Annotated in this window: 15 protein-coding genes and 1 tRNA gene; 10 read left to right on the top strand and 6 right to left on the bottom strand. The window is 60.8% G+C overall.

Going from position 1 to position 20,347, the window contains the following annotated elements; all coding sequences use genetic code 11:
- Window positions 1-141: 141 nt before the first annotated feature.
- On the bottom strand, window positions 142-2,466 hold the full coding sequence (locus VW35_RS06245; protein ID WP_046142108.1) for a glucose/quinate/shikimate family membrane-bound PQQ-dependent dehydrogenase: 2,325 nt from the start codon (window positions 2,464-2,466) through the stop codon (window positions 142-144).
- Between VW35_RS06245 and VW35_RS21260 the strand changes: the two genes are divergently transcribed.
- The gene (locus tag VW35_RS21260) at window positions 2,459-2,872 is read left to right on the top strand and encodes a hypothetical protein (protein ID WP_152662501.1); all 414 of its coding nucleotides are present in this window, start codon (window positions 2,459-2,461) and stop codon (window positions 2,870-2,872) included. The genes VW35_RS06245 and VW35_RS21260 overlap by 8 nt on opposite strands.
- Window positions 2,873-2,922: 50 nt before the next feature.
- Here VW35_RS21260 and VW35_RS06235 read toward each other — a convergent pair whose 3' ends face one another.
- Both VW35_RS06235 and VW35_RS06230 read right to left on the bottom strand, forming a co-directional pair.
- The gene (locus VW35_RS06235) at window positions 2,923-3,174 is read right to left on the bottom strand and encodes a GlsB/YeaQ/YmgE family stress response membrane protein (protein WP_046142106.1); all 252 of its coding nucleotides are present in this window, start codon (window positions 3,172-3,174) and stop codon (window positions 2,923-2,925) included.
- A 133-nt stretch (window positions 3,175-3,307) separates the two neighbouring features.
- Window positions 3,308-3,383 (bottom strand) — tRNA-Ile (locus tag VW35_RS06230).
- Between the two features lie 345 nt (window positions 3,384-3,728).
- Between VW35_RS06230 and VW35_RS06225 the strand changes: the two genes are divergently transcribed.
- Window positions 3,729-4,166, top strand: coding sequence for a DUF2087 domain-containing protein (locus VW35_RS06225; RefSeq protein WP_244465840.1), 438 nt, complete (start codon window positions 3,729-3,731; stop codon window positions 4,164-4,166).
- Here VW35_RS06225 and VW35_RS06220 read toward each other — a convergent pair.
- Together VW35_RS06220 and VW35_RS06215 are read right to left on the bottom strand one after the other, a co-directional pair.
- On the bottom strand, window positions 4,163-4,372 hold the full coding sequence (locus VW35_RS06220) for a hypothetical protein (RefSeq protein ID WP_046142104.1): 210 nt from the start codon (window positions 4,370-4,372) through the stop codon (window positions 4,163-4,165). The two genes, VW35_RS06225 and VW35_RS06220, sit on opposite strands and share 4 nt — an antisense overlap.
- A 34-nt stretch (window positions 4,373-4,406) precedes the next feature.
- Complete coding sequence (locus VW35_RS06215) at window positions 4,407-5,018, bottom strand: LysE family translocator (RefSeq protein ID WP_046142103.1); 612 nt, start codon at window positions 5,016-5,018, stop codon at window positions 4,407-4,409.
- Window positions 5,019-5,198: 180 nt separating this feature from the next.
- Between VW35_RS06215 and VW35_RS06210 the strand changes: the two genes are divergently transcribed.
- Window positions 5,199-6,785: an ABC-F family ATP-binding cassette domain-containing protein gene (locus tag VW35_RS06210; protein ID WP_046142102.1), complete on the top strand. Its 1,587-nt coding sequence runs from the start codon at window positions 5,199-5,201 to the stop codon at window positions 6,783-6,785.
- Between the two features lie 37 nt (window positions 6,786-6,822).
- On the opposite strand, the gene VW35_RS06205 is transcribed toward VW35_RS06210, so the two are convergent.
- Window positions 6,823-7,764: a nucleoside hydrolase gene (locus VW35_RS06205; protein ID WP_046142101.1), complete on the bottom strand. Its 942-nt coding sequence runs from the start codon at window positions 7,762-7,764 to the stop codon at window positions 6,823-6,825.
- 133 nt (window positions 7,765-7,897) lie between these two features.
- On the opposite strand from VW35_RS06205, the gene VW35_RS06200 reads away from it, so the two are divergent.
- The 7 genes from VW35_RS06200 (at window position 7,898) to VW35_RS06170 (ending at window position 20,343) form a co-directional block, all read left to right on the top strand.
- A complete protein-coding gene (locus tag VW35_RS06200; RefSeq protein ID WP_083982483.1) occupies window positions 7,898-9,148 on the top strand; it encodes an AI-2E family transporter in 1,251 nt (416 codons plus the stop codon).
- Window positions 9,149-9,244: 96 nt separating this feature from the next.
- Window positions 9,245-11,098, top strand: a complete 1,854-nt coding sequence (locus VW35_RS06195; protein WP_046142100.1) for a monovalent cation:proton antiporter-2 (CPA2) family protein — start codon at window positions 9,245-9,247, stop codon at window positions 11,096-11,098.
- A 92-nt stretch (window positions 11,099-11,190) separates the two neighbouring features.
- Complete coding sequence (locus VW35_RS06190; RefSeq protein WP_046142099.1) at window positions 11,191-13,662, top strand: glycogen/starch/alpha-glucan phosphorylase; 2,472 nt, start codon at window positions 11,191-11,193, stop codon at window positions 13,660-13,662.
- Between the two features lie 93 nt (window positions 13,663-13,755).
- The gene (gene glgB / locus VW35_RS06185) at window positions 13,756-15,945 is read left to right on the top strand and encodes a 1,4-alpha-glucan branching protein GlgB (protein WP_244465839.1); all 2,190 of its coding nucleotides are present in this window, start codon (window positions 13,756-13,758) and stop codon (window positions 15,943-15,945) included.
- A gap of 54 nt (window positions 15,946-15,999) precedes the next feature.
- On the top strand, window positions 16,000-17,271 hold the full coding sequence (gene glgC, locus VW35_RS06180; RefSeq protein ID WP_046142097.1) for a glucose-1-phosphate adenylyltransferase: 1,272 nt from the start codon (window positions 16,000-16,002) through the stop codon (window positions 17,269-17,271).
- Window positions 17,271-18,731, top strand: a complete 1,461-nt coding sequence (gene glgA, locus VW35_RS06175; protein ID WP_046142553.1) for a glycogen synthase GlgA — start codon at window positions 17,271-17,273, stop codon at window positions 18,729-18,731. Before glgC ends, glgA begins: the two co-directional genes overlap by 1 nt.
- Entirely contained in the window at window positions 18,712-20,343 is a 1,632-nt protein-coding gene (locus VW35_RS06170) for an alpha-D-glucose phosphate-specific phosphoglucomutase (protein ID WP_046142096.1), read from the top strand. Before glgA ends, VW35_RS06170 begins: the two co-directional genes overlap by 20 nt.
- Window positions 20,344-20,347: the final 4 nt, after the last annotated feature.

Genomic DNA, 20,347 nt, shown 5'->3' with positions numbered 1-20,347 from the left:
CCGGCAGCGTTCCAACCCCAACTTGAGCGTATAAAGTTTTTATAAAGACGCTTTCGCGCGGGGGGAAGGCCCGACAGTGGTGCCGCGGCCATCAGTCCTATGAAAAGAACTACGGCCGCGTAAAGGTTTGTCCCTTTTGGTTCAGGGAAGAGTGTAAGCGAGGACATAATCGCCTGGCTTGGTGCCGATCGAGCCGTGGCCGCCGGCGACGATGACCACATATTGCTTGCCATCAACCGTATAGGTCATCGGCGTCGACTGACCGCCAGCGGGAAGGCGTGCTTCCCAAAGCTGCTTGCCCGTCGTCAGGTCATAGGCCCGAAAGAAATCATCGACTGCAGCGCCGAGGAAGGCGACCCCTCCCTTGGTGATGATCGGGCCGCCGATGCCGGGGACGCCAACCTTAAAGGGCAGGGGCAATGGTGTCATGTCACGGACGGTGCCGTTGCGGTGCTTATAGGCGATTTCGCCGGTGCGCAGATCGGCGCCGGCGACGAAGCCCCAGCCGGGCGCCTGGCAGGGAACACCAAGCGGGCTGAGGAACGGACCCATGAAGACGCCGTAGGGAGCGCCGTCATTGCGATTGAGGCCCTGTTCGCTGGCCTTTTCGTCTTCACCCTTGGGCGGGATCTGATCGGCCGGCACGAGGCGAGAAGTGAAGGCTAGGTAGGTCGGCATGCCGAACATGACCTGACGCTCCGGATCGACGGCGACAGAGCCCCAATTGAAGGTGCCAAAGTTTCCTGGGTAAACAATGGTGCCCTCAAGCGATGGCGGGGTGTATCGACCTTCGTAGCGATGTTGATGAAGCGAGATGCGGCACATCAACTGATCGAACATGGTAATGCCCCACATATCCTTCTCTTGCAGCGTCTCAGGCTTGAAGCTCAGCGCCGAGGTCGGTTGGGTGGGGGCCGTGAAATCACCCTCGATGGCGCCCTGCGGGGCCGGCTCTTCGGTAATAGGCAGGATGGGCGTGCCGGTTCTGCGGTCGAGCACATAGATATCGCCCTGCTTGGTCGGGCCGACGAGAGCCGGTACCGGTTGTCCATCCGCGCCAGTCAGATCGAGAAGCACGGGTTGGGCCGGGACGTCCATGTCCCAAAGGTCGTGGTGGACGAACTGCTGGACCCAGCGGTCCTGGCCGGTCGCTATGTCGAGGGCGACGATGGACGAGGAGTATTTCTCGACACTTTCGCTGCGGCCGATGCCGATCTGATCGGGCACTTGATTGCCGAGCGGCACGTAGACAAGACCGAGCGCCGGATCGACGGAGAAGACCGACCACGAGTTGGGCGAGTTGGTCGTATAGGTTTCTCCCCCCGCGATATCGATCGGGGCAGTTTCTGTCGGATTGCCCGAATCCCAATTCCAGACCAATGCGCCGGTCAGCGCGTCGAAGGCGCGGATGACGCCAGACTGTGATCGCGTCGAGTAATTGTCGTTGACCGCGCCCCCAATGATCAACTTGCCATCGACCGCGACAGGCGGGGAGGTCGAATAGTAGTAGCCGGCCGGAGAATATTGCATCCCGGCTTCGAGGCGCAGTGTACCGCCATCGGCGAAGCTCGTGCAGATTTCGCCATTGGCGGCGTCCAGAGCGATGAGACGGGCATCCGCTGTGGGCAGATAAACACGGGCGGCGCAGGCACTTCCCGGTGCTGCTGCCGGATCGGCCCAATAGGTCACGCCGCGGCAGGTCTGATGCTGCCGATCCGGGTTGAGGCCGGAATTGGCGTCGAAGCGCCATTTTTCTGTGCCGGTCCTGGCATCGAGGGCGATCGCAAGATTATGGGGCGTGCAGATGTAGAGCGTATCGCCGACCTTGATCGGCGTGACCTGATAAGTCGTTTCGCCAACATCCTGGGGGAGCTTCACGTCGCCTGTCTGATAGGTCCAGGCAGGGATAAGGCTCGCGACATTTTCGGTGGTGATCTGATCGAGCGGCGAATAGCGCTGGCCGTAATTGGTGCGGCCATATTGCTGCCAGTCACCATCATCGAAATCGGCGCCGAGATCGGGATTGGCCGCGACCTGTTCGGTGTTCAACGTGCCCGAAATGTCCTGCGGGTCCTGCGTCATGGCATAGACGGCGACGACGATGGCGAGAACATTGCTGACAGCGAGGATCAGTCCGGCAGCACGCCGGCCATCGTGAAGCTTGTTGCGGATGAAGGGCATCCATAGCCAGAGGCCGAGGACGACGATGACGCCGCCGCGCGCCCCCAATTGCCACCAGTCGAAACCGACTTCCCAGATAGCCCAGATGATGGAGCCGACAAGAATGGCGGAATAGACCCAGAGGGCTTCGGCCTTACGGCGGAAGAGAAGATAGGCGGTGACGAGAAAGGCGATGCCGGTAATCAGATAATACCAAGAGCCGCCCAGCGTGACGAGCCACGCGCCCAACCCTCCCAGCACGATCCCGATGGCGGCGAGGACGAGGGCAGTCAGGGCTATGAGCATGGTGTTTCTTTCCCGAGAGGCAGGCTCGACGATGCATTGCGAAGATAACGCATGCGCAAGGCTGGTGAGCTTGGCTCAAAACGCCATGACCTGGGCAAGGTTGCGTCCGGACGTTCGCTGTCGTTTGGGAAGGGAATGTGAGTTTGGCGAACGCCAGTTTTGCGCAACCAAAGCATCGAGCCGGCTGTTGAGCGGCGACAGAAACCGGGGTTTACCGATGGCTGATTATTCGCTGACAGATGATGAACTCGAAACGCTGGCGCGGTTCGGATCGCTGGATCAACCGAGCAAAGTCGATCCGCAGCACTTTGCCAAGCTTATTTCGATGGCGCTGATCGAGCAAAAAGAGGGCGGTCCGGAACTGACGCATGCTGGCCGCAAGCATCTTGCCCGGAAAGAGAAATAGGCCATTCCCGAAATTTACGGGAATGGCCTATTTTCGTTCAATCGATCGATTTAGCGACGGCGGGCGATCAGGCCCCAGACGAAAAGAATGATGATCGCGCCGACCACGGCGCCGATGAAGCCCGCGCCTTCGCCCGGTGCATACCAGCCAAGGGCCTGGCCGAGATATGTGGCGATAACGGCGCCGACAATGCCCAGGATTGTCGTCAGGATAAAGCCGCGCGGTTCGTTATCACCCGGCATGATGAACTTGGCGACTACGCCAGCGATGAAACCGATGATGATGGTCCAGATAATGCCCATGGAATGTCCCTCGTAATGGCGCTGATCAACGTGCCGTGATCGGCGAAGTTCCAAAGGCGGGGCGACTCTTTGCAGGATTTTCGGGACCGGTAAAAAAGGGGCCGGCCACCGATCGGCCAGCCCCTTCCGATTTTGGTGGGCCCACCAGGACTCGAACCTGGAACCAGACCGTTATGAGCGGTCGGCTCTAACCATTGAGCTATAGGCCCGTGCGTGCCTCTTAGCAGGCAGAGCGCGCGTGTCAAAGGGGGTTCAAGAATGGCTTGTGCGGTTTGACGAGGCGCGGTATTGCAAAGCACCGGTCTGCAGCTCACCGAGGCGTCACCGTCCCAATTGGGATGCTAAACCTGCCAAGACAAGTCGAGACAGGTTTATCCTTGTGCCTCGTCGAAAGCCGGTGACCATCGACACTGCCGCCAAGGGCAGTTGAGGCATGTGCAGGATATGACATGTCAAGAACGCTTCATCCTTTGACCATAACAGATCTATCCGGATTCGCGCGCAGCTTGCGCGGTGCCTTGGCTGCCCGTCAGGCGCCGCTGGGACATGTGGAGATGCTCAATCTCCTTTCTCGCGCTGCCGGTTTCAAGAACTACCAGCATTTCCGGGCGACGAGCGTGATTGCTACGGAGCGGGAGCGCCGTGTCGAGGCGCCCAAAGCTGATGCGGAGCTGATCGAAAGAGTTGTGCGGCATTTCGACCGGCAGGGGGTTTTGATGCGGTGGCCGGCCAAGAATAGTTTGCAGCCGCTCTGCCTTTGGGCACTTTGGAGCCGGATGGAGGCCGGCCGGGCTTACTCGGACGCGGAAATGAAGGCGCTGCTCAATCGATGGGCGAGCTTTGGCGATCATGCCCTGCTACGTCGTGCGCTGGTGTCGCTGGGCTATGCCGTTCGGACAACCGACGGCCGAATTTATCGGCGTATAGAACAGAAGCCACCGGTAGAGCTTTCGCCGCTGTTGCGCACATTAAACGCCAACAAGCCGGCTTAGGCAGTTTTCTTGATGCCGCGTTGATAGGCGATTTTGGCGGCGAGGTTGCCCATGCCTTGGGCTTCGGAGATCTTGACGGAGACGAGGCCATTCGCCTGGCCGCTCATGGATTGGACCTGGGCGAGCGCTGCCTTCCGCTTTTCGCGGTAGTACTTCATCTGCTCATAACGAGACATCTGAGAGATGGTGCTGATGCTGGTCGCCATTGCAAAACCCTGCCAGCAAATGGTTAGCCGCCCTTTAATGCTGCAGGACGACGAGGCCCGCTGCGGTAGCCATCATGGCGCCCGCTGTCTTGTTGAGGCGGCCGAGCGCCTTTTCGCTGCGGAACATTTCGCGCGCGGCGGAGGCAAGCCAGGCATAGCCGCAACCGATGATGAGGAGGACGACGACCACGATGGCGGTCAGCTCGACAAAGGCGAGCGGGTTCATCTGGTCGAGCGATATGACGGTGGGCAGGATGGCGAGGTAGAAGACGATGGTCTTGGGGTTGCCCATGGTCAGCGAGAAGCCGGCAAGGAAGGTCTTGAGGGCGTCTTCGTTCCTGGGCTTCATCTGCTCGGCACCGGGCTTTGCGGTCCAGAACTTCCAGGCGATGTAGAGGAGATAGGCGGCGCCGGCCCAACGGATGATCACGAAGATCGGGCCAAACCAGGTGGCGATGGCTGCAAGGCCGAAGACCGCAAAGACGAAATAGACGAGATCGCCGGCCAGAATGCCGAGAACCATGGGGAAGGCGCCCTTGAAGCCGCCACCCAACGCCCGGGCGACCACAGCCGCGACGCCGGGGCCGGGCACGAGTACGGCGATGGCATAGGCGAAAGTGAAGGTGGCGAGAGTGAAAAGGTCCATGGCGCAGTCCCGATACGTGGCCGGACACTACTCCGCGGCCCCGGGATTGACCAGTGGGCGGTTGACGCCAGAGGCTTTCGCGCTATTTTACGCCCTATCGCAACTCGACCGGATGGTGCCTGATGGAATGCTTCTCCAACGCAATGCCGACCTGCCTTGCCCTTGGAGACACTTGTATCCATGCCCATTTCCATTACGATTTCGCGTCTTTCTTATACCGGCCCTGATGGCCACAAACTCTTTTCTAATCTCGATCTGACCTTTGGTCCGGGCCGCACAGGCCTTGTGGGGCGCAACGGCGTGGGCAAGACGACACTGTTGCGTCTGATTGCCGGCGAACTGACGCCATCGAGCGGCTCGATCAGCGGCACGGGCCGGATCGGCGTCTTGCGACAGCTGGTGCAGCCAGGCGAGGGCGACACGATCGCCGATCTCTTCGGCGTGCGCGATGGGCTGGCGCTTCTGGCCAAGGCAATCGCTGGTCAAGCGAGCGTCGACGAACTGGCTGAAGCGGACTGGACGCTTGAGGCGCGGCTCGAGGAAGCGCTGGCTGCGCTGGGGCTGCCGGTGACGCCCGAGACGTCTCTCGCAACGCTTTCGGGTGGGCAGCGCACGCGCGCGGCTCTGGCTGCCTTAGCGTTTGCCGAGCCCGACCTGATCCTGCTCGACGAGCCGACCAACAATCTCGATACCGAGGGACGCGTTGCTGTGGCCGAACTGCTTGCCGGCTGGCGCGGCGCCGCCATTGTCGTGAGTCACGACAGGCACTTGCTCGAAAAGGTTGATGGGATTGTCGAGCTGACGACGCTCGGCGCCAATGTCTATGGCGGGGGCTGGAGCCATTATCGGCAACGGAAGGCAATGGAGCTGCAGGCCGCAGAACACGATTGCGATGTGGCGGAACGGCAGGTGCGGGAAGTGGCGCGAAAGGCGCAGGAGGCGCGGGAGAAGCAGGCACAGCGCGATGCCGGGGGTCGCCGGAAGGCGGCGAAGGGAGATATGCCGAAAATCATGCTCGGCGGGCTCAAGCGGCGAGCGGAAGAGACGGCGGGCGGGCTCGATACGCTGGCCGAAAAAATGGCCGGCGCAGCAGAGGAGCAGGCCGCTGAGGCGCGAGCCAAGATTGAAGTCTTGACGCCGTTTTCGGTCAAGCTGTCTCCCAGCAACCTGCCACCGGGAAAGGTGGTGTTGCGGGCCAATGCCCTGACGGGCGGGTATGATGAAGCAGCGCCGACGATCACGACATTCGATCTTGAGATGATCGGACCCGAGCGGGTGGCGGTGACGGGACCAAACGGTGTTGGCAAGACAACGCTGATCAAGCTTCTGACGGGGCAGTTGGCGCCCTTTTCCGGCTCGGTGCAGCTCGGTGGGCCGATGGCGCTGCTCGATCAGCAGGTTGGGCTGCTCAACCGAGACGAAAGCATCGTCGAAAACTTCCGGTGGCTCAATCCCGACAGCTCGGAGAACGATTGCCGGTCTCTCCTGGCCGCGTTCGGGTTTCGGGCCGATGCGGCACTGCAGCGCGTAGGGACATTGAGCGGCGGCGAAATACTGCGGGCAGGGCTTGCCTGTGCCGTGGGCGGGAAGACGCCGCCGATGTTGCTGGTGCTCGACGAGCCGACCAATCACCTCGATGTGGAGGCGATCGAAAAGATCGAGGCGGGCTTACGAGCCTATGACGGAGCGCTGCTGGTGATCAGCCACGATCAGGTGTTTCTCGACAATATTGGGATCACGCGAGAGGTGAGGCTGGCATCGACCTAGCCTCCCCCTGGTCGGAGGAGGCGCGGGTTGTCGTTGATCAGGGCAGGCGCGCCAGCCGTTCCGTGAGCAGGTGAAAGAACCGATCGGCATTGCCGGAGCGGATATAGGTGGCGTTCTTCGGTTTGTCGGTGACGTGCCAATAGTCTGTGACGGTCATGCCGATGGTGAGTTCGCTGGCGTTTTCGATGGTCACGTTGCAATCGCGGCCTTCGAAAATAGTTGGGTCGATCAGGTAGGCCATGACGGTCGGATCGTGCAGCGGCGCGCCTTCCCAGCCGTATTTCTTGAGATCGAACCCTTCGGAAAAGCTTAGCATTTCATAGACAGCCTGCCCGGACTTGTTGCCCAGCGCCTTGAAGGCATTGAGACGGGCAGGCGTCGACTGCATCTGATGCGTCACGTCAAGCGGCAACACAGTGAGCTTGACGCCGCTTCTGAAGACGATGTCGGCGGCGTCGGGGTCCACGTAGATGTTGAATTCGGCGGCGGGGGTGATGTTGCCGACCTCGAAATAGGCGCCACCCATCAGGACGATCTCGGCGACGCGTTCGGCGATTCCGGGCTCCTTGACGAGCGCCATGCCGATATTGGTCAGCGGCCCAAGCGTGCAGAGCGTGATCGTTTTCGGCTCGGCCTGCATCAGCGTTTCGATGATGTAATCGACGCCGTGCTGCGGCTGAAGTTCGATTTTCGGGGCGGGCAGATCGGGACCGTTGAGGCCCGTGTCTCCATGGACGTGTTCGGCCGTGACGAGGGTGCGGCGCATCGGGCGGGAGCAGCCGGCATAAACGGGAATATCGGGGCGGCCGGCGAGCTCGACGATCTTACGCGCATTGGTGGCGTTGTGATGAAGGCCGACATTGCCGGCCACTGCAACGATACCTAGAACTTCGAAATCCTCCGGAGACGCCAGCGCCAGGAGAATGGCGACGGCATCGTCCTGTCCAGGGTCGGTGTCGATGATAATCTTGCGCGGCATGGCGGGTCCTTCAAGGAAATAAGCGGCGGGAGATTAGCTGTACCACGGGCTTCGGTCGACAGCGTTTCGCATGGCGGAACGCTCGGTTCGGCCGCACGTTAACGACAAAGCGTCCTTTCTTTAGAAAGCCACCATGCGCCTCCGCTCGACGACCTCGGAAGATATGAACGAAAGTCAGTTTGAGCGCGTTCTCAACAATGCCGCCCGCGTTTCCGTCGTCGCTATCGGCGTCGTCGTCATGCTCTTCGTGCTGCAGGTCGGGCAGGTTTTCCTTGCGCCAGTGACACTTGCGATCGTCGTCGGGCTGATGTTCGGACCGGTCGCCGATCGGCTCGAGCATTTTGGTATTCCGCCGGCGCTCTCGGCAGCCGTGGTCGTGCTGCTGTTGTTGAGCATTATCGCCATCGGTATCATGGTGTTTGCGCTGCCACTCAGCGAGTGGATCGCGCGTGGTCCGTTAATCTGGGATAAGCTTCAGGATCAGCTGGCCAATCTCCGTGGGCCGCTCGAGACCTTCTCGCAGCTTCAGACGCAGATGAGCGAACTGCTTGGCAGCGACAGCGCGATGAGTGTCAGCGTCGAGGATGGATCGGCGATGGCGAACATTGCCATGATCGCCCCGGCGCTTTTGGCCCAGGTCCTTATCTTTCTTGCGAGTCTCTATTTCTTCGTCGCGACGCGAGACCATATTCGTATTTCGGTGCTCTCGCTTTGTGTGACCCGCCGGATGCGTTGGCGGACGGCGCATGTGTTCCGCGATGTCGAATCGAAGGTCAGCCGTTTCCTCTTATCGATCACCTTTATCAACGTGTGCGTCGGCATTGCGGTGACGATCGCAATGTGGGCCATCGGCATGCCGTCACCGGTGCTGTGGGGCGCGCTTGCGGCCGTGCTCAATTATATCCCTTATGTCGGGCAGGGGACGATGATCGTGATCCTCCTCGCCGTGGGTCTCGGCACACAGACGAGCGTCCAGGCGATCCTCTTGCCCACACTTTGCTATTTGGGCATCAATTTCATCGAAGGGCAGATCATCACGCCGCATTTCATCGGCCGGACGATGACGCTCAACCCGTTCATTATTTTCTTGTCGATCACCTTCTGGCTCTGGGCCTGGGGGCCGGTCGGGGGGCTTGTTGCGGTGCCGACCTTGCTGATCGCCACCTCGATCCTCACCCACACCTTGCCGAGCAAGCCTGTGCAGCCCAAGCGGCCAGTTCTGCGCACGCCCTATATGTCCGAGCGCGAGGTGGTTTTGGCCAATGCCGCGCAGGTCATCAGGGAGCAGCGCGAAGACGACGCCGACAGCAACGAAAAGCGCAAGCAGGAGCGCATGGAACCCCCCGAGGGTACGGCTCCGACGGGCGTCGAGGCGTCCGGCTAGTCACCTCTGCGCTGATCTGGGTTGCAGCGCCTTGCCTTGACGCAGCTCGCCTGACCGAACAGTGTCGCCCCGATCGGCATACCAGGGGGACGAATCATGGCTGGTGAGGCTGTTGCACACGCCGCAGAGGTTGCGCACGGCACTGTCGATCTTGTGCCTGTGGTCGCCTTGTTGGCGGCAGGCGTCATCGCGGTCCCCATTTTCAAGCGCATCGGGCTAGGTTCAGTTCTTGGGTATCTGGCTGCGGGTCTCTTGCTCGGACCATCCGGCATCGGGCTAATTTCCGATCCTTCCTCGGTGCTGCATCTCGCCGAACTCGGCGTCGTGATGTTTCTCTTCATTATTGGGCTCGAAATGGAGCCGTCGCGGCTCTGGGCGCTGCGGAAGCAGATTTTCGGACTTGGCGTCATCCAGGTCGTCAGTTGCGGCGCGTTACTGACGCTGGTGGGCGTTGCGCTGGGGTTTGCGCCGGCAGTGGCCTTTATTTTCGGAATGGGCTTTGTGCTGACCTCGACAGCCATCGTCATGCAGATCCTCGGCGAGCGCGGCGAGCTTTCTTCCGAGGGCGGGCAGAAGATCGTTTCGGTGCTTCTGCTCGAAGACCTCGCCATCGTCCCACTCCTTGCGGTCGTGGCGCTTTTGGCGCCGGCGGCGGAGGATCAGTCGATTTTCACGCGCGTCATCGGCTTTGCCGGCGCGCTGGGCGCCATCCTGCTGCTCATCGTGCTCGGGCGGCGCGTGATGAACCCGTTCTTCGCGCTTCTGGCCTCGGCCAAGGTGCGTGAAGTCATGACCGCAGCGGCGCTGCTTGTCGTCTTGGGTGCGGCATTGCTGTTCCAGGTTTCGGGTCTCTCGATGGCGATGGGAGCGTTTCTTGCTGGCGTGCTTCTGTCGACCTCGACCTTCCGGCATCAGCTCGAAGCAGACGTCGAGCCATTTCGTGGGCTGCTGCTGGGCCTCTTTTTCCTTGCCGTCGGCATGTCGCTCGATCTGCACACGGTTGCACAGAGTTGGCAGGTCATCGCCATCAGCGTCGTGGCATTCATGCTGGTCAAGGGGGTCGCGATCTATGTGATTGCGCGGCTCCTACGGTCCGATCACGGCGAGGCGCTGGAGCGCGCAGTGCTGATGGGGCAGGGCGGCGAATTTGCTTTCGTGCTTTACACCACCGCCGTATCTGCCGGGATCATCGACGGTCCAACCAATGCTATTTTTACCGCTACCGTCATCATTTCGATGGTGCTGACGCCGTTCGCGCTCATTGTCATGCGGCGGTTCATGCCCAAACGGGTGGAATCGATGGACGGCGTCGAGGAAGCCGACGGGCTGACCGGCCGCGTCCTGATTATCGGGTTTGGGCGGTTCGGCCAGATCGCCAGCCAGCCGCTTCTGGCGCTGCGCCATTCGGTTTCGATCATCGACAATGACACGGACATGATCCGCGCCGCCGCGCAGATCGGGTTCAAGGTTTATTACGGCGACGGCACGAGGCTCGACATCTTGCGCGCTGCGGGCGCGCATACGGCCGATCTGATCCTCATCTGTACCGACGACCGGGCGCAGACGACGCGCATTGCCGAACTGCTGCGGGACGAGTTTCCGCTGGCGCGGGTGATGGCACGGGCGTTCGATCGTTCGCACGGCATCGAGCTGCTGCAGACGGGCGTTGAATTCCAAGTGCGCGAAACTTTCGAATCGGCGGTGCTGTTTGGCGGGACTGCGATCAGCATGCTGGGCTCGAGCGAGGACGAGACCGCCGAAGTTCTGGAAGGCGTGCGCGATCGCGATCGGCAGCGTTTCGAGCTGCAGCTTGGTGGCGAAGATTGGCGCAATCTCAGCCGCCTGCTCATCAGCAATGCGCAGGAGCAGGCGCGCGAAAGCGGCATCAACATATCCGAAGACAGCGCGGAAGCTGCGGTGGCCCGTTCGGCTCCGGCGACAAGTCCTTAATCCTCCTCATGAAGGGGGCTTTCCGATGCACAAATTAAGTGCAAGAGTGAAGCTTCTAGAGGGGAACATCGTCATGAAAACTGGATTGCGATATGCCGCAAAAACCGATCGTCTACGATGCTCCAACACCCGAGCCCCGTGCGACCACCGTTGAGGCTCTACAGGCGGAGATTCTCGAACGCCTGATCTATTCCGTCGGCAAGGACCCGATCGTTGCCGGCCAGCATGACTGGTTGCGCGCGACGATTCTAGCCGTGCGGGATCGCGTCATGGATCGCTGGATGGAAAGTTCGCGCGAAACTTGGCGAACCTCGAACAAGCGTGTCTATTATCTCAGCCTCGAATTTCTGATCGGTCGCCTGATGCGCGATGCGATGAGCAATGTCGGGCTGATGGAGCCGGTGCAGCAGGCGCTCAAAAACCTGAACGTCGATCTCGGCGACCTGATCAATCTCGAGCCCGATGCCGCGCTTGGCAATGGCGGTCTCGGCCGTCTGGCCGCATGCTTTCTTGAATCCATGTCCTCGGTGAAAATTCCGGCCTATGGCTATGGCATCCGCTATGTCCACGGCCTTTTCCGCCAGGAAATGAGCGAAGGCTGGCAGGTCGAATTGCCGGAAGACTGGCTCGCCCATGGTAATCCCTGGGAATTCGAGCGCCGCGAAAGCGCCTATGAGGTTGGATTTGGCGGACAGGTGGAGCCAATTAACGATCCTGATGGTACCGTGCGGCAGGAATGGCGGCCGAACGAGCATCTGCTGGCGGTCGCCTATGATACGCCGATCGTCGGCTGGCGCGGGGCGCGGGTGAATACGCTGCGGCTCTGGAGCGCGCAGCCGATCGACCCGATCCTGCTCGACAAGTTCAATTCGGGCGATCATATCGGCGCGCTCGAAGAAAGCTCGAAGGCAGAAGCGATTACGCGGGTTCTTTACCCGGCCGATTCAACTCCGGCCGGGCAGGAACTGCGGCTGCGGCAGGAGTTTTTCTTCTCCTCGGCTTCGCTGCAGGACATCGTTCGGCGCCATCTCCAGCAATATGGAGATCTCGGCTCGCTGCCGGATAAGGTCGCGATCCAGCTCAACGACACTCATCCGGCGATCTCCGTTGCCGAACTCATGCGCATCCTCGTCGATGACAATGGCGTCAAGTGGGCCGATGCGTGGAAGCTGACCAAGGGCACCTTCGGTTATACCAACCACACGCTGCTGCCCGAGGCGCTCGAAAGCTGGCCGGTGGCGCTGCTCGAACGGCTGCTGCCGCGTCACATGCAGATCATCTACCAGATCAATGCCGATGTGCTGGCCGAGGCGCGGAGCCGCGCCAATTTCACAGACCAGCAGGTGGCGGCTGTGTCGCTGATCGACGAACATGGCGGGCGCCGCGTTCGCATGGGGCAACTGGCCTTTGCCGGTTCGCACTCGATCAATGGGGTTTCGGCGCTGCATACCGAGCTGATGAAGCAGACGGTGTTTGCCGATCTGCACAAGCTTTATCCCGAGCGCATCAACAACAAGACCAATGGCATCACGCCACGACGCTGGCTGATGCAGTGCAATCCGGGGCTGACGCGGCTGATCAGCGAACGAATCGGGCCAGAGTTCCTCGACAATATCGACAAGCTGCACGGGCTGACGCCGCATGCGGAGGATCCTGGCTTCCAAAAGCAATTCGCGGCGGTCAAGCATGCCAATAAAGAGCGGCTGGTCAGACTGATGAAGGATCGGCTCAACATCGCCGTTTCGCCCGATGCGCTCTTTGACGTGCAGATCAAGCGCATCCACGAATACAAGCGGCAGCTGCTCAACATCATCCATGCTGTCGCGCTTTATGACGAAATCCGCGCGCATCCGGAAAAGAACTGGGTGCCGCGCGTCAAGATTTTCGCAGGCAAGGCGGCGCCGAGCTATTGGAACGCCAAGCTGATCATCAAGCTGATCAATGACGTCGCGCGGGTCATCAATCACGATCCGGCCGTGCGCGGCATGCTCAAGGTGGTGTTCCTGCCCAATTACAACGTATCGCTGGCCGAGACGATCGTGCCGGCAGCGGACCTGTCCGAGCAGATTTCGACGGCCGGCATGGAGGCTTCGGGCACGGGCAACATGAAGTTCATGGCCAATGGCGCCCTGACCATCGGCACGATGGATGGTGCCAATGTCGAAATGCACAAGGAAGTGGGCGCAGATAATATTGTCATCTTCGGGCTGACGACCGAGGAAGTGGCCGAAAAGCGCGGACGTAGCGAAGTGCCGCGGTCGGCGATCGATCAATCCCCGAGGCTGCGTGAAGCGCTCGAGGCGATCTCGTCCGGTGTGTTTTCGCCTGACGATCCGAACCGCTATCGCGATCTGATCGGCGGCCTATACGATCATGACTGGTTCATGGTGGCGCGCGACTTCGACGCCTATTGGGCGGCGCAGGAGACGGTGGACAAGATCTGGACCAACCGGCCCAAATGGGACGCGATGGCAATCCGAAACACTGCCAGCGTGGGCTTTTTCTCGTCGGATCGTACGATCCGGCAATATGCTGCCGATATATGGAACGTGCCGACCGCTTAATGGGATAGGCGGCGGTCCGGGGTTGGATCGAACTGCCGCCTTCCGAGTTACAGACCGCCGAGCATTGAATCGGCAGGTCATGGGGGATTGGGCTTGAATAAAGAAATCTGGCAGGCCGAGAGCCGAGACGTGGAGAACATCGTGGCCGGGCGCCACGGGGACGCCTTCGGAATCCTCGGGTTGCACGAAGTAGGCGGGCATTGGGCGCTGCGCGCATTCATTCCGCATGCGGAATCGGTCGAGGCTTTCACACTGTCGGGCGAGTCGCTCGGCCCGCTTTATCCGCGGCACGGCGCTGGTTTCTTCGAAGGAAAGGTTGAAGTTTCAGAACGTCAGCCGATCCGCTTCCACGCGCACAATGCCGGCGGCGAGTGGGACGTGTTCGACCCCTATTCGTTCGGGCCGGTGCTTGGGCCGCTTGACGATTATTACCTTGGCGAAGGCACGCATCTGCGCCTCTTCGACAAGCTCGGCGCGCACGAGATGGAATTCGAGGGCATTCACGGGACCCACTTTGCCGTCTGGGCACCAAATGCGCTGCGCGTGTCGGTCGTCGGACCATTCAACCAGTGGGACGGTCGGCGTCACCCGATGCGCAACCGCAACGGCATCTGGGAGGTGTTCATCCCAGTGCTCGGTACCGGCACGATCTACAAATACGAGATCGTCGGCCCGGACGGGAAAGTGCTGCCGCTCAAGGCCGATCCGTTGGCACGGCAGGCAGAATTGCGCCCGCGCTCCGCTTCCGTCGTGCCCGATCCGACGCCATTCACCTGGACCGACGCACGCTACATGGAAGAGCGTGCCACCAAGGATTGGCGGCGCACACCCATGTCGATCTACGAAGTGCATCTTGGATCGTGGCGGCGCCGGCCAGATGGCTCGTTCCTGACCTACGACCAGCTAGCCGAACAGCTCGTCCCCTATGCGGCCGATATGGGCTATACGCATCTCGAATTCATGCCGATTACCGAGCATCCCTTCGATCCCAGCTGGGGTTACCAGCCGACGGGGCTATTCGCGCCGACGGCACGGTTCGGCGATCCGGCTGGCTTTGCGCGGCTCGTCAATGCCGCACACGAGGCCGGGCTCGGCGTGATCCTTGACTGGGTGCCCGCCCATTTCCCCACCGATGATTTCGGCTTGTCCTATTTCGATGGCACGGCGCTCTACGAGCATGCCGATCCGCGTCAGGGTTTCCACCCGGATTGGAACACCGCTATTTATAATTTCGGCCGCAAGGAAGTTGCGGCCTTCCTGACCAATAGCGCGCTTTATTGGTTCGAAGTCTTCCATATCGACGGGCTGCGCGTCGATGCCGTGGCTTCGATGCTCTACCTCGATTATTCCCGCCAGCCGGGGCAGTGGGTGCCCAACCAGCATGGCGGCAATGAAAATCTCGAGGCTGTAGCGTTTTTGCAGCGCGTCAATGCCGAGGTGTACCGGCAATTCCCGGGCGCCTTCATGATCGCCGAAGAATCCACCTCGTGGCCAGGCGTCAGCCAGCCAACCTATACCGGCGGGCTTGGTTTCGGGTTCAAGTGGAACATGGGTTTCATGAACGACACATTGCGTTTCATGAGCCGCAATTCGATACATCGGCGCTATCACCACCACGACCTGACCTTTGGGCTCGTCTATGCATTCAGCGAGAACTTCGTCTTGCCGCTGAGCCATGACGAAGTGGTGCATGGCAAAGGTGCACTGCTCTCGAAGATGCCGGGCGACGATTGGCAGCAGTTCGCCAATCTTCGGGCGTATCTCGCGTTCATGTGGGGACATCCAGGCAAAAAGCTTTTGTTCATGGGCCAGGAATTCGCGCAGCGCGAAGAGTGGTCCGAGAGCCGCAGCCTTGACTGGTGGCTGCTCGATTCCGCGCCACACGAGGGCATGCGCCGGCTGATGGCCGACCTCAACGCGGCCTATCGTAGCCTGCCGGCCCTGCATGAGCGCGATTGCGAACCTGATGGCTTCGAATGGCTCATCGGTAATGACCACACCAATTCGGTAACCGCCTGGCTCCGCAAGGCCGAGGGCGCCGATCCGGTTCTGGTTGTTTCCAATTTCACGCCGGTGCCACGCAGCGGCTATAAAATTCCGGTGCCCCTGACGGGGCGCTGGGTTGAACGCATCAATACGGACGCTGGCTGGTATGCCGGCGGCAATACCGGGAACCAGGGTGCGGTGACGGCATATCCAGTCGAGGGCCGGCATCTGCCAGCCGAGGTCGAACTGTTCCTGCCGCCGCTTGCGACCCTGTTTCTCAAGTATGAGCCGGCATGAGCAGTCTTAGGATGATACGTCCCGCGGAAAGGCGGGCTATGTGGAGGGAAGTGAATGGCTGATTACAGGGTACCGTCTCCCTTGGCACGCGAAGCCATGGCCTATGTGCTGGCTGGTGGACGCGGCACACGTCTGATGGAATTGACGGATCGCCGCGCCAAGCCCGCGGTCTATTTCGGCGGCAAGTCGCGCATCATCGACTTCGCCTTGTCCAATGCCATCAATTCCGGCATCCGCCGTATCTCGGTGGCAACGCAATATCAGGCGCATAGCCTTATTCGCCACCTGCAACGCGGCTGGAACTTCCTGCGCACCGAGCGAAACGAAAGCTTCGACGTGCTGCCGGCAAGCCAGCGCGTCAAGGAAGACATGTGGTATGCGGGCACGGCAGACGCCGTGTACCAGAACATGGATATTATCGAGGACTATGGTCCGCGCTATATCGTGCTTCTGGCCGGCGACCACATCTACAAGATGGACTACGAAATCATGCTGCGCCAGCACGTCGATACGGGCGCTGACGTGACCATCGGCTGTCTCGAAGTACCGCGCATGGAAGCGACCGGCTTTGGCGTGATGCATGTCGACGGGCGCGACCGCGTCGTCGATTTCGTCGAAAAGCCCAAAGACCCGCCGGGCATTCCGGACAAACCGGATATGGCGCTGGCCTCGATGGGCATTTATGTGTTCGAGACGCGCTTCCTGATGGAACAGCTTCGTCGCGACGCGGCGACGGAAGGCTCGAGCCGCGATTTCGGCAAGGATATCATTCCCTATATCGTCAAGAACGGCACGGCCTGGGCGCACCGCTTCCCGCGCTCCTGCGTGCGCTCGAGCAATGAGACGGTGTCCTATTGGCGCGACGTAGGGACGGTCGACGCCTATTGGAAGGCCAATATCGACCTGACAGACATTACGCCGCAGCTCGATCTCTACGATCGCGACTGGCCGATCTGGACCTATGCTGAAATCACCCCGCCGGCAAAGTTCGTGCACGACTATGACGGGCGTCGCGGCTCGGCGGTCAACTCGCTGGTGTCGGGCGATTGCATCATCTCAGGGGGGCATCTGCAGCGCACGCTGATGTCGACGGGCTCGCGCGTCCATTCCTATTCGGTGCTCGATGAGGCGGTGGTGCTGCCCTATTGCGACATCGGACAAAATGCGCGGCTGCGGAAGGTCGTCATCGATCGCGGCGTCAATATCCCGGCGGGTCTCGTCGTGGGTGAAGATCCTGAGTTCGACGCAAAGTGGTTCCGGCGGACAGAGGAGGGCGTGACTCTCGTCACGCAGGCTATGGTCAATCGTTATTTGGCCGATCGATGATCGAAGTCTTATCGGTTGCCTCCGAGGTCTATCCGCTGATCAAGACCGGGGGATTGGCAGACGTGACCGGCGCCTTGCCGGCAGCGCTTGCCAAGAACGGTGTCACGATGCGGACGCTGGTTCCGGGCTATCCCGCCGTGATGGGAAAGCTCGGGCCGATGCGGGAGGTTCATGCTTTCGCAGACCTCTTCGGCGTGACCGGGAGACTGCTCGCCGGTCGCGTCGATGGGCTCGATCTCATCGTGCTCGACGCGCCGGCGCTTTATGACCGGCCCGGCAACCCCTATGTCGGCCCCGAAGGCTGGGACTGGCCGGATAACTGGAAGCGCTTCGCGGCGCTCTCTTGGGTGGCTTCGGAACTTGGTCTGGGGCTGGTTGAAGGCTATCGGCCGCAGATCATCCACGCGCATGACTGGCAGGCGGGCCTCACCGCTGCCTATGTGAAGTATGGGCCATCCTCGACGCTCAAGACCGTGATGACCGTGCATAACATGGCATTCCAGGGCACCTATGGCGGGGATATTTTTGGCCAGCTGCGCTTGCCGCCACATGCCTATTCCATCGAGGGCGTCGAATATTTTGGGGGCATCGGGTATCTCAAGGCGGGCGTCGAATGCGCTGACGTCGTGACGACGGTATCGCCGACCTATTCGGCTGAAATTCGCACGCCTGCTTTTGGCATGGGACTGGACGGCCTCCTCAACAATCGCTCGCAAACAGTTTTCGGCATCCTCAATGGCATCGACATGGAAGCCTGGAACCCGGCGACCGATGCGAGCCTTCGCTCGACCTATACCGGCAATTCGCTCTTGAGCCGGCAGACCAATAAGGCTGCCGTGCAGGAGGCTTTTGGACTGGAGGCGACCGATAGTCCGCTGTTCTCCGTCGTCAGCCGACTAACATGGCAGAAGGGCATCGACCTGATCGTTGCCAATATCGACATGATGGTGGCCGAGGGCGTGCAACTGGCGGTTCTCGGTTCTGGCGAAACAGAGCTTGAAAATGCCGTAAGAGCCGCCGCCGCGCGCCATCCTGGCCGGGTGGGGCTGATCACCGGCTATAATGAACAATTGAGCCACCTGGTGCAGGGCGGCGCCGATGTGATGATGGTTCCATCGCGGTTCGAGCCGTGCGGGCTGACCCAGCTTTATGCTCTCCGCTATGGCTGCATCCCGCTTGTCAGCCGTGTTGGCGGGCTCAACGACACCGTGATCGACGCCAATGTCGCGGCGCTGCAGGCAGAAGTCGCGACCGGGGTGCAGTTTGCGCCGCCGACCGCGGAAGCCCTTGCCGACGCCGTCCGCCGCACGCTGGCGCTTTATGCCGACGACAAATCCTGGAAGAAAATGCAGAGGCGCGGGATGAAATCGGATGTGAGCTGGGAATCCAGTGCCGCCCGCTATGCCCAGCTTTATGCCTCGCTGATTGGACTGAAAACCGATGACGATTCAAACGATTAAGACCACGCCCTATGCCGATCAGAAGCCGGGTACGTCTGGCCTTCGCAAGCGGGTGACGGTTTATCAGCAACCCAATTATGTCGAGAACTATATCCAGGCGATCTTCGATAGCCTCGAAGGATTTGCCGGCCAGACGTTGGTGATCGGCGGCGACGGGCGCTTCTACAACGACGTCGCCATCCAGAAGGCGATCCGTATCGCGGCGGCCAACGGCTTTGGCAAGGTGCTGGTGGGGCAGGGTGGGCTGTTGTCGACGCCGGCGGCCAGCAATGTCATCCGGCACTACAAGGCCTTTGGTGGACTGGTGCTGTCGGCCAGCCATAATCCAGGCGGGCCGGAGGGCGACTTCGGCATCAAATACAATATCGGCAATGGCGGCCCGGCGCCGGAGAAGATCACTGACGCCGTTTTTGCGCGCACCAAGGTAATCGACACTTACAAGACGCTTGATACGCCGGACATCGATCTCGGCTCGATCGGCACGCAGGAGATCGGCGACATGGTGGTCGAGGTGATCGATCCCGTCAAAGACTACGCGACCTTGATGGAGCAGCTGTTCGATTTCGGCGCGATCCGGGAACTCTTTGCGTCAGGATTCCGCATGACGTTCGACGCCATGCACGCCGTGACCGGTCCTTATGCCCATGCAATCCTCGAGGGCATGCTCGGGGCGCCGAAAGGCACCGTGATCAATGGGACGCCATCACCCTCGTTCAACGATGGCCATCCAGATCCCAACCTCGTTTATTGCAAGGAGATGTACGACCTGCTGATGACGCCGACCGGTCCGAATTTTGGCGCTGCTTCGGATGGCGACGGCGACCGTAACCTCATCATTGGCAAGAACCGGTTCGTGACGCCATCGGATTCGCTGGCGCTGCTGGCGGCCAATGCGCATCTGGCGCCGGGCTATAAGGGCGGCATTGCCGGCATTGCGCGTTCCATGCCCACCAGCGCGGCTGCCGATCGCGTGGCGGAAAAACTCGGCATCGAGATGCATGAGACGCCGACTGGCTGGAAATTCTTCGGCAATCTGCTCGATGCGGGCCGGGTGACCATTTGCGGCGAAGAGAGCGCCGGAACAGGCTCAAACCATGTTCGCGAGAAGGACGGGCTGTGGGCCGTGCTGCTTTGGCTCAATATTCTCGCCGTGCGCAAGCAGAGCGTCGACGAGATCGTGCGTGAGCATTGGGCGACCTATGGGCGCAATTATTATACCCGTCACGACTATGAAGAGGTCGACAGCGCCATCGCCAATGCCCTGGTCGATGACCTGCGTGGCCGGCTTGCAGGCCTGCCGGGGCAGGTGCTGCAGGGTCTGGAGGTGGCTTATGCCGACGACTTCACCTATCACGATCCGGTTGATGGTTCGACGAGCGCCAAGCAGGGCGTCCGCGTCGGCTTCAAGGACGGTTCGCGCATCGTGGTCCGTCTTTCCGGAACCGGAACCGTGGGGGCAACGCTGCGGGTCTATCTCGAACGGTACGAGCCGGCTGATGGCCAGCACGATCTTGAGACGCAGGCAGCGCTTGAGCCGCTTATCAAGCTGACCGAGAGCCTTGCGGGGATCAAGGCCCGCACCGGACGCAGCGAACCGAGCGTTATCACCTGAGCCA

It is taken from the genome of Devosia soli (assembly GCF_000970455.1).
Taxonomy (GTDB): domain Bacteria; phylum Pseudomonadota; class Alphaproteobacteria; order Rhizobiales; family Devosiaceae; genus Devosia; species Devosia soli.
This window is presented reverse-complemented; position numbering and strand designations above follow the sequence as displayed.

Bases quoted from the DNA above. Each gene is read 5' to 3' on its own strand.
- VW35_RS21260 (WP_152662501.1), top strand. From the start codon at position 2,459: ATGAGCATGGTGTTTCTTTCCCGAGAGGCAGGCTCGACGATGCATTGC.
- VW35_RS06245 (WP_046142108.1), bottom strand. From the start codon at position 2,466: ATGCTCATAGCCCTGACTGCCCTCGTCCTCGCCGCCATCGGGATCGTG.
- VW35_RS06235 (WP_046142106.1), bottom strand. From the start codon at position 3,174: ATGGGCATTATCTGGACCATCATCATCGGTTTCATCGCTGGCGTAGTC.
- VW35_RS06225 (WP_244465840.1), top strand. From the start codon at position 3,729: ATGCTCAATCTCCTTTCTCGCGCTGCCGGTTTCAAGAACTACCAGCAT.
- VW35_RS06220 (WP_046142104.1), bottom strand. From the start codon at position 4,372: ATGGCGACCAGCATCAGCACCATCTCTCAGATGTCTCGTTATGAGCAG.
- VW35_RS06215 (WP_046142103.1), bottom strand. From the start codon at position 5,018: ATGGACCTTTTCACTCTCGCCACCTTCACTTTCGCCTATGCCATCGCC.
- VW35_RS06210 (WP_046142102.1), top strand. From the start codon at position 5,199: ATGCCCATTTCCATTACGATTTCGCGTCTTTCTTATACCGGCCCTGAT.
- VW35_RS06205 (WP_046142101.1), bottom strand. From the start codon at position 7,764: ATGCCGCGCAAGATTATCATCGACACCGACCCTGGACAGGACGATGCC.
- VW35_RS06200 (WP_083982483.1), top strand. From the start codon at position 7,898: ATGCGCCTCCGCTCGACGACCTCGGAAGATATGAACGAAAGTCAGTTT.
- VW35_RS06195 (WP_046142100.1), top strand. From the start codon at position 9,245: ATGGCTGGTGAGGCTGTTGCACACGCCGCAGAGGTTGCGCACGGCACT.
- VW35_RS06190 (WP_046142099.1), top strand. From the start codon at position 11,191: ATGCCGCAAAAACCGATCGTCTACGATGCTCCAACACCCGAGCCCCGT.
- glgC (WP_046142097.1), top strand. From the start codon at position 16,000: ATGGCTGATTACAGGGTACCGTCTCCCTTGGCACGCGAAGCCATGGCC.
- VW35_RS06170 (WP_046142096.1), top strand. From the start codon at position 18,712: ATGACGATTCAAACGATTAAGACCACGCCCTATGCCGATCAGAAGCCG.